The sequence below is a fragment of the Cupriavidus sp. PB-02 genome (assembly GCF_058252315.1).
The window spans coordinates 222,670-235,313 of sequence record NZ_CM177695.1 but is presented as its reverse complement, the minus strand read 5'-3'; the positions used below and the strand labels follow the sequence as shown (position 1 = coordinate 235,313).

Genomic DNA, 12,644 nt, shown 5'->3' with positions numbered 1-12,644 from the left:
GGGCCGGCCCGAGAACCAGTCCTCAGGGCTGAGCCGCTGCCAGCGTCGTTATCGGCAGCGCGGCCGGCGTTCTTTAGCCGGCGCCGCCCGCCTCACTCCCCCTTCAGCGCGCGCAGCGCATCGGCAAACCCGGCGGTATCCAGCGGCAGCGACAGCAGGTAGCCCTGCACCTCGTCGCAACCCATCTCGTTGAGGATCTCCAGCTGCGAGGCCGACTCCACGCCCTCGGCCACCACCTTCATGCGCAGCTCGTGCGCCAGCGCCACCATCGAGCCGACGATGGCGCGGCCCTGCGCATCGGTATCGAGCCCGCCGATCAGCGTGCGGTCGATCTTGAGCGTGCCCACGCGCAGGCGCTTGAGGTAGCCCAGGCTCGAATAGCCGCTGCCGAAGTCGTCCAGCGCCACCTGGATGCCGAGCGACTGCAGCTCGGCCAGGGTCTCCAGCGACTTGCCGATGTCCTTCATCGCCGCGGTCTCAGTGATCTCCAGCGTGATCGCCGAGGGCGGGATGTCGTGCTGGTGGATCTGCTCGAGCAGGTACTGCGGGAAGTTGCGGCTGGCAAAGCGCAGCCCCGAGACGTTGATCGCCACCGGCACCGTGGGCAGGCCGGCGTCCTGCCACAGGCGCACCTGGCGGCAGACGCTGGTCAACACCCAGTCGTCGAGCTTGTCGATCTGGCCGGACTGCTCGGCCACGGTGATGAACTCGGCCGGGCTGACCTGGCCGAGCGCCGGATGGCGCCAGCGGCACAGCGCCTCGGCGCCGACCAGCGTGCGGCGGCGGGCGTCGTATTTGGGCTGGAACTGCAGCGACAGCGCATCGTCCTGGATCGCCAGCCACAGGTCGCGCCGGATCACGCGGGTGCGGCGCGCGCGCTCGCCGGCGGCGCTGTTGAACAGGCGCACCTGGTTCGAACCGCTTTCGCGCGCCTCGGCCAGGCTGACGCGGGCGGCCTGCATCAGCGCCTCGGAGGTCTGCGCGTCGCGCGGGTAGATGGCGATGCCGATATTGACGCCGATCTGCATCTGCAGGCCGCGCGCGGCAATGAACTCGGCCAGCGAGCCCAGCATGCGCGAGCCCAGCTCCTGCGCGCGGCCGTGGTGGACCAGCTCGGGCACGCCCACGGCAAACTCGTCGCGCGCCAGCCGGGCCAGGAAGTCATGCGGCTCGAGCACGGCCTGCGCCAGCGCGCCGGCGTCCTGGGCCAGGATATCGTCGGCGCGGATCTCGAAGACCTCGTCGACCTCGCGGTAGTCGGCAATATGGATCAGCAGCACCGCGCAACCGGTCTCGGCCAGCCGCGCCTGCGCGATGGCCTGGTCCAGCCAACGGCCGAAGGCGACCCGGTCAGGCATCACCGTGGCGACGCTGTACTCGCCCACCGTGCCCTGCCCGCGCGCGGCGGCCCGCACCGTGAGCCGGCCCGGGATGCGCGCGCCGCGGCGCACCTGGCGCGGCTCGGCCAGCCGGTGCACGGGGAGTTCGTCGGGGGCCTCCGCGGCCAGGTCGGCTTCACTACGCGCCGGTGCCGGCAACCAGCCGCGCGACTGGGCCCGGTGGATGACGAACATCAGCGCGCACAGCGCGGTCAGCGCGCCGGCCAGCCAGGCCGGGTGCGGCAGGCCGGCGGCGTCGATGCAGTGGCGCGCCGTGACCGTGCCGGCGCCGCAGGCACGGCCCAGGTGCGTGCCGGCCGCCGCCACCAGGCCGGCGCCGGCCACCACGGCCATGACCGCAGCGCCGCGCCACAGCCGGGTGCCCTGGCGCAGCCACTGCGCCAGCAGCTTGACGGCGGTGGTGGCCGCGGCGGCGGCGGCAAAGCTGACGGCCAGTTGCGCGGTGTCGTTGGCGACTGGCAGGCTGCCGGAAAACACCACCACCACCACGGGCAGGCTGATGGTCAGCTGCGACAGAAGCGCCGCCGACCAGCTCAGCGCGCGCAGCGACCGGCTTCCGGCTCCCTGGTCCGCCCGCCCGGCGCGGACACCGAGGGCGGCGGCCACGCCCAGCAGGGCGGCAAGCAGCAACAGGACGGAACTCAGGACAATCATTGGGCTGCGCGGTGGAGAAAAGTATGCGCGAAGACGAACCGGACGCGGGGCAAACCCCGCATCATGGCATCTTGCGGTCGTCGTGTGAACAAGACAATACTCAGGACGACGCGATCAGAACGCGCTCCAGTCGTCGGCGCCACCTGCCGTGGCGGCTGCCGGGCGGACTGCGGGTCGGGCAACGGGCGCCTGGCGGGCGCTGGCGGCGCGCGATGCGGCGGCCGCGGGAGCAGCCACCATGGCGGCCGCCGGGCCGAGCGCCGGCGCGGTGCGCGCTGCCGCGGCCGAGGTCCGGCTGCTGGCGGCAACCCGGCCGCCAACCGCGCCAGCCCCCGCACCGAGGGTGAACACCGATACCACGTTCTTCAGCTTCCGGGCTTGCTCTTCCAGCGCCCCGGCCGCCGCGGCGGCCTCTTCCACCAGCGCGGCGTTCTGCTGCGTGACCTCGTCCATCTGGTTCACCGCCTGGTTGACCTGCTCGATGCCGGTGGTCTGCTCCAGCGAAGCGGCGCCGATCTCGTTCATGATGTCAGTCACGCGGCGCACCGCCTGGACGATCTCGCCCATGGTCTGCCCGGCTTCGGCCACCAGTCTGGTGCCGCTCTCCACGCGCTGGCCCGACTCGCCGATCAGCGCCTCGATCTCCTTGGCTGCCGACGCCGAGCGCTGCGCCAGGCTGCGCACCTCGCCCGCCACCACGGCAAAGCCGCGGCCCTGCTCGCCGGCGCGGGCGGCTTCCACCGCCGCGTTCAGCGCCAGGATATTGGTCTGGAAGGCAATGCCCTCGATCACGCTGATGATCTCGACCACCTTGCGCGAGGCGCCGTTGATCTCGTTCATGGTATCGACCACGCGGCCCACCACGTCGCCGCCCTTGAGCGCGATCTGCGAGGCCTCGTTGGCCAGCACGCCGGCCTGGCGCGCGTTGTCGGCGTTCTGGCGCACCACCGTGGTCAGCTCTTCCATGCTGGCGGCGGTCTGCTCCAGCGACGAGGCCTGTTCCTCGGTGCGCTGCGACAGGTCCAGGTTGCCGGTGGAAATCTGCTGCGTGGCCGACGCCATCGAATCGGCGCCGGTGCGCACCTCGGCGACGATGCCCGACAGGCTCGCCTGCATCGCGGCCAGCGCCTGCATCATGCGGCCGACCTCGTTCTTCGAGATGCTGGTGATGCGCGAGGTCAGGTCGCCACGGGCGATGCGCTCGAATACGGCGAGCGCTTCCGCCACCGGCGTGACGATGGCACGGTTGAGCGTGAAGGTGCACAGCGCCGCCACCACCAGCCCCAGCACGATCAGCGCGACCGCGAGCATGCGGATGCGCTCGTAGCTGGCCTGTGCGGCGTCGAAATTGGCCTGGCCGGTTTCCATCAGGAATTTCTGCAGCTTCTCGTGCGCGGCCGACATGCTGCGCTGCAGGTCAGGCAGCACCTTCTTCGCCAGCCGTACCGCCTCTTCCTGGTTGCCTGCGAGCGCGGCCGCCTGCAGCGGCAGCACGCCCTGCTCCATGAAGGCCTGGCGACGCTTGTCCAGTTCGGCGGCCAGCGGCTTCTCCTGGTCGTGCTGCGGCAGGCTGGTGTAGCGCTTCCAGGCCGCTTCCGAGGCTTCCACGAATACCTTGGAGCGGTCTACGTTGACCTTGGGGTCATCCTGCTCGCCCTGCATGACGTTGCGGTCCAGCGCCAGCCGCATGCGCGTGGTAGCCAGCATGGCGTCGCTCAGCGCGGCGGTCGATGCCAGCTGGATCGAATAAGTCTCCCTGAGCGCTTCGTTGCTTTGCGATATCCCGTGCAGCCCCGCCCCCCCGACCAGCAGCAGCAGCAACGACAACATTCCCATGGCGCCCCGTAGCAGGGTCTTGATCTGGATATTGTTTTGGAAAGACATGATGAAAGGAGACTGTGAGCAATCCACAAGGCCGACCCCTGGCCCCGGTACGGCAGGACCGACACTCCGACGATCCGCCCTGCCCGGATAACGGCGAAGCCCTTCTCATCCTTGAGCAAACGCACCGGCCACCGGGCAAAATCCGCGGGAATTGCTCCCATGTCGGTTATCCGGCACAGTGTTTTTGCTGCAGTGCGGGCGGAAACGCGCTTTCTGCCGTGGGGCTGTCGATTATGGCGATTTGATTTGAGCGTGGGGCTCCGTGGCGGTCTCCGGCATGGCTCGCACTTGGCTCAGACACAAAGCACTCTTTATGTGCAGAGGTTTCGCTGCCGCACCGAAGGCATGGCAGCGCGACGGAAAAACGGCGACCCACATTGACACCGAAAGTTCACACCAATATCGGCATCAAGATTTTTCGCAAAAACGGCGCCGGATAAGCGGAGCGGGATTTGCAGGGCGTCCCTACCCCGTTATAATTGTTTTCGGCATTTCACCGACCGCATACCCTTCGCAGTACCGCTGCACCATAGCAGCATCATCACCGCATTCCACCCTACCGGAAACCGAGGACGCAATGGCGACTTATCAGGAAATCGTTCAGAAAATCAGTGAACTGCAGAAGCAAGCCGAGGAAATCAAGGCACGCGAACAATCCGCGGTGATCGCCGATATTCGCGAGAAAATCGAGCAATATGGCCTGACCGCGGAAGACCTCGGTTTTGGCACCAAGGCACCGGCCGGCAAGAAGGCCGTCAACCGCAAGGTGCCGGTGCGCTACCGCGACAGCGCCGGCAATACCTGGACCGGCCGTGGCAAGCGCCCGGGCTGGCTGACCCAGGCCCTGGCCCAGGGCAAATCGGTCGAAGACTTCCTGATCCGCTGAGCGCACGCTCCGGCAGATGGCAAAACGCCACGGAATTAATCCGTGGCGTTTTTGCTTGGGCGGCCGCAAGGCAGGTTTTGCAGGGTGCCAGGCCCCTCCGGGGGCGCCGCAGAAACGGGTACGCCCGCCTGTTGGCGGGCGCCGACCATCAGGCATCGAACCCCTGCGGGTTCATCGACTGCCAGCGCCACGAGTCCTGGCACATCCGGTCGATGTCGTGCTGCGCGCGCCAGCCCAGCAGCTGGTTGGCCAGCGCCGGATCGGCATAGCACGAGGCGATATCGCCTGGGCGCCGGGCCACGATCTCATACGGCACCGGCTTGCCGCTGGCGCGCTGGTAGGCATTGACCACCTCCAGCACGCTGTAGCCGCGGCCCGTGCCCAGGTTCACGGTCATGCCCTTGCCCTGGCCGCGCAGGTAGCCCAGCGCCGCCAGGTGGCCGTCAGCCAGGTCGCACACGTGGATATAGTCGCGCACGCCGGTACCGTCCGGCGTTGGATAGTCGCCGCCGAATACCATCAGTTTCTCGCGGCGCCCGCCGGCGACCTGCGCCACATAAGGCATCAGGTTATTCGGAATACCGCGCGGATCCTCGCCGATCAGGCCGCTTTCATGTGCGCCGACCGGATTGAAATAGCGCAGGTAGGCAATGCGCCATGACGGATCGGATTTTTCCAGGTCGCGCAGGATTTGCTCGCCCATCAGCTTGGTCTGGCCGTACGGATTGGTTGCCGACAGCGGGAAATCCTCCAGGATCGGCACCGCATGCGGATTGCCATAAACCGTGGCCGAGGAACTGAACACCAGCTCTTTCACGCCGGCAGTGCGCATCGCCGCGCATACCGTCAGCAGTCCGTCCAGGTTGTTGCTGTAATACTCCAGCGGCTGGCTTACGGATTCGCCCACTGCCTTGAGCGCGGCAAAATGAATCACCGCGCTGATGCGGTGTTCGGCAAACAGCCGGTCCAGCAGCGCGCGGTCGCGCACGTCACCCTGCACAAAATGCGGGACCTGGCCGGTAATGGTGGCCAGCCGCTCGACCACCACCGGACTGCTGTTGCACAGATTATCCAGGCCGATCACGTTGTAGCCGGCATTGAGCAGCGAGACCCAGGTATGTGAGGCGATATAGCCGGTGGCGCCGGTAAGGAGCAATGTTTCGGACATGGAAATTGGCGTGGGTGTCGATTTCAGGGCCGGAAGTCGCAGGCCGGCCGATTCAGGAAATGGCGCAGGCGCCGCTTGCCGCCACGGCGGGGCCGGACGAAGTCACATATTATCCACGATGCGCCGCGGCGGCCCGGGCGGCTGACCCATACATGCCGGCGGCAGCAGGCGCGCTAGGGTTGCGCTTCGGCCGTCGCGGACACCAGCCCGGCACGCGCCTGCCAGGCTTCATAGGCGGCGCGCAGGCGCCAGCCCGATTCCAGGTCGCGCATGCCGAGGCATTGCGCCACCTCGGCCGGCGCCGTGCCCGCCTCGAAATGCATCGCGGCGCAAGTATTGCGCAGCGTCTGCGGCGAGGCTCGTTCGCTGCGGCCCGCCAGCACGCCGGCCTCGTCCAGCAGGATCTCCACGCGCCGATAGACCGAAGCGGCATGCATCGGCCGCCCGGCTGGCAGCGCCGGAAACACCAGGCCGCCCAGCGTGCCAGAGACCTCGCGCAGCGCCAGCCATGCCCGCAGCGGCGCATGGGCCAGGGGAAACAGCGGCACCGTATAGGCCCGGCCGTTGTCCGCGCGGACCATGCGCAGCGCCATCCTGCCCGGCGCGCCATCGTCCACCGCATCCACCCGCAGCGCCCGGGCTTCTGCCACCTTCAGCCCGCCACCGAGCAGCACGGCCAGCAGCGCCGTGTCGCGGGCGCGCTTCCATTGGGTAGGCGAGGCCGCCCCGCGCTCGTCACCGGGCGGAGGCAGGCTGGCCGGGCCGAGGATGCGCGCGACCAGCAGGTCGCGCTCGCCGGGCAGCAGGAAGGCGGTGGGGTCGTTCTCACCATCGGCCAGGTGCGCGCGTACCGCCTGGCTGCCGGGGTTGTGCATGCCTTCGCGCAGCCGCGCCAGGTGGTGGAAGACCCGCTCGATCAGTCGCGTGTATCGGTAGCGGTGCGACTTGTGCAGCTGCTGCGCGTCCAGGAATTCGCCGATCTGCTCCGCCGACCAGCTCAGCGGTGGCAGGCCGCGCTCGGCCGACCAGCGCAGCAGCTTGCCCCACATGGCGCGGTACACCACGCTGGTGCCGTGCCGAAAGCCGTGCCGCGCCAGCCACCCGTCGAAGGCACGCTCCGGATGCTCGCGCCAGGCGGCCAGGTCGGCATCGAACAAGGCCGCCTGTTCAGGGTGGGCGGCGCTGGGCTTAGTGGTCACTGACTCTCCTGCTGGGGCCGGCCGGCGGCGGGTTGCGATGCGCCTATTGTAGACAACCCGTCACTGCGCTGGAGGTGGGCGGCGGCGCCTGCCGTCCGTCGCTTGCACGGTGCCACAGACCGTGCTACCTTTCGACTCACTATGCAACTGGTTGCATATAACCCAGACCCGCAGATCCGAAGAGACGCCGCGCACCGACGCCAGCCAAGGAGACCTCCGTGACCACCGCCAACCTGATTCCCGCCGCGCAGGCTTCGCTCGACGCCTGGCACCAGATGATCGCCACCAACTCGATGGCCGGGCTGGACGCCATCGTCGCCGACGAGGTCGTGTTCCGCTCGCCGGTCGCGCACACGCCGTATCCCGGCCGCGCCGCGATCGCGCTGGTGCTGACCACGGTGAACCAGGTGTTCCAGGACTTCCGCTACCACCGCGGCTTTGTCAGCGAGGATGGCCACAGCGTGGTGCTCGAGTTCAGCGCCGCGGTGGAGGGCAAGGCGCTCAAGGGCATCGACATGATCCGCTTCGACGACGCCGGGCGCATCGTCGAATTCGAAGTCATGGTCCGGCCGCGGTCGGGCCTGGACGCGCTTGCCGCCGCCATGGGCGCGCGGCTTGGCAGCCAGAAGGACGTGCTGACCGGCGCGGCCTGAGCCGTCGCCACATCGGCCCAAACCCGCACAGATTTCCGTATCACCGTACCACCCAGGAGACATCTCAAATGGCCCTTCCCGCCCTGCTGCAGAACCGGCTGTCGCTGCCGGTGGTCTGCTCGCCGCTGTTCATCATTTCCAACCCCGACCTGGTGATCGCCCAGTGCAAGGCCGGCGTGGTGGGTTCGTTCCCGGCGCTGAACGCGCGTCCGGCGCCCAAGCTGGAGGAATGGCTGGACCGCATCACCACCGAGCTGGCCGAGCATGACGCCAGGCATCCCGATCGCCCGTCGGCACCGTTCGCGGTCAACCAGATCGTGCACAAGTCCAACGACCGGCTCGAGCATGACCTGGAGCTGTGCGTGCGCTACAAGGTGCCGATTGTGATCACCTCGCTGGGCGCGCGCACCGAAGTCAATGAAGCGGTGCATTCGTACGGCGGCATCGTGCTGCACGACGTGATCAACAACACGTTCGCGCGCAAGGCCATCGAGAAGGGCGCCGACGGGCTGGTGGCGGTGGCTGCCGGCGCGGGCGGCCATGCCGGCACGCTGTCGCCGTTTGCGCTGCTGCACGAGATCCGCGAATGGTTCGACGGCCCGCTGCTGCTGTCGGGCGCGATTTCCAGCGGCGACGCCATCCTAGCCGCGCAGGCCGCGGGCGCCGACCTGGCCTATATCGGCTCGGCCTTCATTGCCACGCAGGAAGCCAATGCGCACGACGGCTACAAGCAGATGATCGTCGACAGCAGCGCCAACGACATCGTCTATTCGAACCTGTTCACCGGCGTGCACGGCAACTACCTGCGCGGCAGCATCGAGCGCGCGGGACTGGATCCGGCCGCGCTGCCGCAATCCGATCCGTCGAAGATGAATTTCGGCTCGGCCAGCGCGAAGGCGTGGAAGGATATCTGGGGCGCCGGCCAGGGCGTGGGCGCGATCAAGCGCGTGGTGCCGGCGGCCGAACTGGTGCGCCGCTTTGCCGAGGAGTATGCGCTGGCGCGGCGCCGGCTGGGCCTGGGCGAGGCCAGCGCGGCGGGTGCGCGCGCGGTGGACGTCGCCTGAGGCGTCGCGACATTTGCAGCAAGCGCCGGCTCGCGAGCCGGCGTTTTACTTTGCGGCGGCAGATTGCCCCAGGGACTTCTCCAGCAAGGGCAGCAGTTCCTCGCCCCAGGCCACCCAGTCCTGCTCGAAGCGGATCCCCCGCCGCAGCAACGCATAGCGCAACTGCTGCGCGCGATCCATGTCCGGCGCCGAGAAATCGCGCCGCTCGATCGCAAGGTAGGTCTCCAGCCGCGCCTGGTGCAGCGCGAGCAGCCGGCGCATCTCGTCGCCCAGGCCAAGCGGCCCGATCACGGCATCGGCGCGCAGCTTGACCAGGATTTCCTCGCGCTGGTCCAGCCCTGCGCCGGGGGCCAGCACCCAGCGCGCCAGCTCGTCGCGTCCGGCGGGCAATACCCGGTAGACCTTCTTGCGGTTCTTGCGATCGGCCGCGGGCCCGTCGCCATCCGCCGCGTCGCTCTCGTCGGCAACGATCCAGCCGCTGTCCGCCATCCGTCCCAGCTCGCGATAGATCTGCTGGTGGGTGGCATGCCAGAAATAGCCGATGGAACGGTCAAAGCGCCGCGCCAGGTCATAGCCGGACGACGGCTTCTCGATCAGGGAAATCAACAAGGCGTGCTGGGTCGACATGCAGCTTGGCAGTGGCCCGTCGGGGACGGTTAATGATTTTTGGATGTGGATGCGGCCGCCAGACACACGCGCCGGCGGTCCGCACTCCGCAAGACAGGCGTAATGTTATCGCACTGGCAGGCGCCCCCGGCAGGTTGCCGGCTGGCTCGCCCGATTTCGGCGGTGAAGTTGAATTTGTCAGTTTCGAAGTTTCCTGGCAGACAGAATTAAAAAACACTGAATAGCATTTTTCTGCCAGCTGCCATACATTCGATACATTGAATCCAGTGCGAGCTAAAAAAACAGCCTCCCGGCCGCACCATGCGCCAACCGTGGACTATGACCATGACCGGAAGACCCATGCTTGCTGAAGACCGCGACGTCGCCTGGGAAGCCGACGCCCAGCGTCCGCTCGGCTTCCTGCCGCCCATGCGCGACAAGGCGCCCATCTATTACCGGCTGCCCGATACGCCGGACGGCCACCATATCAAGGAATTCGCCAGCGGCCTGCGCCAGCTGGTGCGTTTTGTCGGTGTCGAGGAACAGGTCGTCAAATACAACCTGGGATAGACCGCCGCGCGACCCTTTTTCCTGTGGTTGTCTCCTCCGAGCCCGATCCTGCGGGCAGGGACTTGAACCCGCGAAGCTCGCGGGTTTTTTTCTTCAGGCTGAAAAGTCCAGCGGGAACCCGTAGCTATCCCAGCCGTGACCGCACCTGCCCGATCACCTCCCGCCACATCTCCCGTTGCGCCGCGAGGTAGGCCGCCGCCGCGGCGCCGCTCAGCGCCAGCGGCTCCGCACCGTCCTGCCTCAGGCGCTGGCGCAACGCAGGCTGGCCTTGCAGCAGCCGTTGCAGGCGTTCGGCCAGGTCTGCATAGTGCGAGCGCGGCATGCCCGGCGCTGCCAGCAGGCCGTACCACGCCGACTGGACCATGCCGCCGATGCCGGCCTCGGCAAACGTAGGGGTGGACGGTGCCAGCGGGCTGCGCCGTTCGCCGGTCACCGCCAGCGCCCGCACCCTGCCCTGTCGCAACAGTGGCAGCGCAGCCTGCAACGTGCTGACCAGCATGGCGATATGCCCGCCCTGCAGGTCGGTCAGCGCGCGGGCGCTGCCGGGATAAGGGATATGCGCCATGTCGGCGCCCGCCTGCCGGCACATCAGCTCGCCGACCAGGTGAGCGCTGGAATGGATGCCGAGCGAGGCAAAGGCCAGTTGCCCCGGCTGTTGCCGCGCATGTTCGAGCCACGCATGCAGCTCGGCGACCGGCGCAACACCCGCTGGTGCGGCACCGCTGGTCAGCAGCACATGCGGCGTACTGGCGATCACCGCGACCGGATGCAGGCGCTCAGCGCCGGCTGCCTGCTGCGACAGCAGCGGCGCGATGCTGACCGAGCCCACCGTACCCAGCAACAGCATGGGGCGCCCGGCCGGCGCGCGCAGCACTGCTTGCAAGGCGAGCAGGCCAGCGGCACCGGGGCGGTTCTCGACCAGCACGGGATAGCCGTCGGCGGCGAGGCTGTCGGCGACAAGCCGCGCGATATGGTCGGCGCCGCCGCCGGCGCCATAGCCGACCACCAGGCGCGGCAGGTCAGCTGCCGACGCGAGCCGCGGCAATACCAGTCTGGCGGTTGCCGCCAGCATGCCAGCCGCGGCCAGGCGCAGGCATTGTCGCCGGCGCATCGGACCATGGGCGAGGGCGTTGTCGGGATCGCGACCCCGCCGCGCCGCAGCGCGCCGGGCGTCGCGCTGGAACTTGGGCTGGAACAAGCTAAGGGCGAAGGCGCAATTGGCATTGGGACCGGCCAGCGCATCGGCGCGGGCGTCCGCCAGAGGCGGCGGACCGCTGGATGGTAGCACCGCATCGCCGCGCTGGCCGCCCGGGCAAACCCCGCGCTTCGCGCCTTAGAGCTGCGGTGCCCGGCAGGCCGCGCCGTCCTTGTTGGCCGATTCCGGCAGGCCGAACACGGCCTTTGCCCCGCACTGCGAGCCGAACATGTGCGCCTGGTCATGGCCGACGCCCACCACTTCAAAGGCCTGGTGGCGAATCACCAGGCCCGGGCTGGCCAGGTAGCGCTCATAGCGCAGATAGCCGCGCGCGCGCTGCAGTCGCGTGGGGCCTTCAGCCTCGGCGCCGCAGGCCTTGTCGAGCACGCTGTGGTTGGGGTCGTTGTCTTCCGTGCCGGCCAGGTACGTCATCTGCCGTGCGGCGTAGCGCTTGTACAGCGACAGGCCGTTGGCGCCCTGCGCATATGGCACGATGTCCTGCATGCCGTAGCGGTACTTGTCGTAGTCGGGGCAGACGGCCTTGTCATACGGGGCGAACGACTTGCGGTCCGGGCCGGCCGGGCGCACCGGCGTGAAGTAGAGATAGGACGAGGGGTTCGCCACCACGTAGCGCAGGTCGATGCCGCGCGCGCGGATGCGCTCGTCAACATTGTTCAGCACCGCGTAGCGATGCACGATCTGTGCACCGCCCGAGTGCCCCGCCACCGTCACCTTCGCCACCTGCGGCAGGCGCGACTTGTCGGTGACGAAGGCGACCAGGTCGTCCAGCACCTGCAGCGAACTGACCGAGAACGGCGCGTTCACCGCATTCTCGCCGCTCATCCAGCCCTGCACCGACCATTGCGGCATGCCATCGAAGCCCTTGCGCTGGTCGGGCGTGCCGGGGAAGTTGGGCGCGACCAGCAGCACTTCTTCCGGATTGCGGCCGCTTGCCTTCAGCAGCGCGGCGCCGGCGGCGTAGTAATCGTCGCCGTTGCGCTGCAGGCCGTGCTGCATGAAGACGACCTCGCGGATGCGCGACAGGTCGCCATCGAGCGGGTGGTTGGCATACACCGGGAAGTCATAGCCGCCACCCGCGCCAAGATGCACTCGCTGCCAGTGGGGCTTGGCGGCGGCGGCAGCGGCCGGCTTGCCGGCGGCGGGCGGCGCCTCGGGCACACTGGCGCAACCGGCCAGCGCGGCGACAGCGATGGCGGCGCAGGCCAGGCGCCGGGCTGGCTGTCGTTGCACGATGAGAGCGATGGCATCAAGCATGGGATAGCGTCTCCTGTGGAATTCTGCCGATGGTAGGCCAGTTGTAGCGCCTTGAAAAATATATACTTCCTCTCACATTCATATCTATTG

11 protein-coding genes are annotated in these 12,644 nt (G+C 68.2%); 4 read left to right on the top strand and 7 right to left on the bottom strand.

The window, feature by feature from the left end; genetic code table 11:
- Positions 1-92 precede the first annotated feature (92 nt).
- Positions 93-2,054: a putative bifunctional diguanylate cyclase/phosphodiesterase gene (locus AC10V3_RS21750; protein ID WP_022537449.1), complete on the bottom strand. Its 1,962-nt coding sequence runs from the start codon at positions 2,052-2,054 to the stop codon at positions 93-95.
- A 114-nt stretch (positions 2,055-2,168) separates the two neighbouring features.
- Positions 2,169-3,938, bottom strand: coding sequence for a methyl-accepting chemotaxis protein (locus AC10V3_RS21745; protein WP_022537448.1), 1,770 nt, complete (start codon positions 3,936-3,938; stop codon positions 2,169-2,171).
- 577 nt (positions 3,939-4,515) lie between these two features.
- Between AC10V3_RS21745 and AC10V3_RS21740 the strand changes: the two genes are divergently transcribed.
- Positions 4,516-4,824: an H-NS histone family protein gene (locus tag AC10V3_RS21740; RefSeq protein WP_022537447.1), complete on the top strand. Its 309-nt coding sequence runs from the start codon at positions 4,516-4,518 to the stop codon at positions 4,822-4,824.
- A 148-nt stretch (positions 4,825-4,972) separates the two neighbouring features.
- On the opposite strand, the gene galE is transcribed toward AC10V3_RS21740, so the two are convergent.
- Positions 4,973-5,992: a UDP-glucose 4-epimerase GalE gene (galE, locus tag AC10V3_RS21735; protein ID WP_022537446.1), complete on the bottom strand. Its 1,020-nt coding sequence runs from the start codon at positions 5,990-5,992 to the stop codon at positions 4,973-4,975.
- A gap of 173 nt (positions 5,993-6,165) precedes the next feature.
- On the bottom strand, positions 6,166-7,191 hold the full coding sequence (locus AC10V3_RS21730; protein ID WP_022537445.1) for a tyrosine-type recombinase/integrase: 1,026 nt from the start codon (positions 7,189-7,191) through the stop codon (positions 6,166-6,168).
- Between the two features lie 218 nt (positions 7,192-7,409).
- Here AC10V3_RS21730 and AC10V3_RS21725 point away from each other — a divergent pair, with 218 nt between their 5' ends.
- Positions 7,410-7,844: a nuclear transport factor 2 family protein gene (locus AC10V3_RS21725; RefSeq protein ID WP_022537444.1), complete on the top strand. Its 435-nt coding sequence runs from the start codon at positions 7,410-7,412 to the stop codon at positions 7,842-7,844.
- A gap of 68 nt (positions 7,845-7,912) precedes the next feature.
- Positions 7,913-8,908, top strand: a complete 996-nt coding sequence (locus AC10V3_RS21720; protein ID WP_022537443.1) for an NAD(P)H-dependent flavin oxidoreductase — start codon at positions 7,913-7,915, stop codon at positions 8,906-8,908.
- Positions 8,909-8,953: 45 nt separating this feature from the next.
- Here the strand turns inward: AC10V3_RS21720 and AC10V3_RS21715 are convergent, their stop codons facing one another.
- Positions 8,954-9,535 (bottom strand): PadR family transcriptional regulator, encoded by a 582-nt coding sequence (locus tag AC10V3_RS21715; RefSeq protein ID WP_022537442.1) that lies wholly within the window; start codon positions 9,533-9,535, stop codon positions 8,954-8,956.
- 324 nt (positions 9,536-9,859) lie between these two features.
- Here AC10V3_RS21715 and AC10V3_RS21710 point away from each other — a divergent pair, with 324 nt between their 5' ends.
- A complete protein-coding gene (locus AC10V3_RS21710) occupies positions 9,860-10,084 on the top strand; it encodes a hypothetical protein (protein WP_022537441.1) in 225 nt (74 codons plus the stop codon).
- A 124-nt stretch (positions 10,085-10,208) separates the two neighbouring features.
- On the opposite strand, the gene AC10V3_RS21705 is transcribed toward AC10V3_RS21710, so the two are convergent.
- Entirely contained in the window at positions 10,209-11,372 is a 1,164-nt protein-coding gene (locus AC10V3_RS21705) for a tripartite tricarboxylate transporter substrate binding protein (protein WP_022537440.1), read from the bottom strand.
- 45 nt (positions 11,373-11,417) lie between these two features.
- The gene (locus tag AC10V3_RS21700; RefSeq protein ID WP_022537439.1) at positions 11,418-12,554 is read right to left on the bottom strand and encodes a hypothetical protein; all 1,137 of its coding nucleotides are present in this window, start codon (positions 12,552-12,554) and stop codon (positions 11,418-11,420) included.
- Between the last annotated feature and the right edge of the window lie 90 nt (positions 12,555-12,644).

Coding starts and splice junctions, on each gene's coding strand:
- AC10V3_RS21750 (WP_022537449.1), bottom strand. CDS start 2,054: ATGATTGTCCTGAGTTCCGTCCTGTTGCTGCTTGCCGCCCTGCTGGGC.
- AC10V3_RS21710 (WP_022537441.1), top strand. CDS start 9,860: ATGACCGGAAGACCCATGCTTGCTGAAGACCGCGACGTCGCCTGGGAA.
- galE (WP_022537446.1), bottom strand. CDS start 5,992: ATGTCCGAAACATTGCTCCTTACCGGCGCCACCGGCTATATCGCCTCA.
- AC10V3_RS21740 (WP_022537447.1), top strand. CDS start 4,516: ATGGCGACTTATCAGGAAATCGTTCAGAAAATCAGTGAACTGCAGAAG.
- AC10V3_RS21715 (WP_022537442.1), bottom strand. CDS start 9,535: ATGTCGACCCAGCACGCCTTGTTGATTTCCCTGATCGAGAAGCCGTCG.
- AC10V3_RS21720 (WP_022537443.1), top strand. CDS start 7,913: ATGGCCCTTCCCGCCCTGCTGCAGAACCGGCTGTCGCTGCCGGTGGTC.
- AC10V3_RS21745 (WP_022537448.1), bottom strand. CDS start 3,938: ATGTCTTTCCAAAACAATATCCAGATCAAGACCCTGCTACGGGGCGCC.
- AC10V3_RS21700 (WP_022537439.1), bottom strand. CDS start 12,554: ATGCTTGATGCCATCGCTCTCATCGTGCAACGACAGCCAGCCCGGCGC.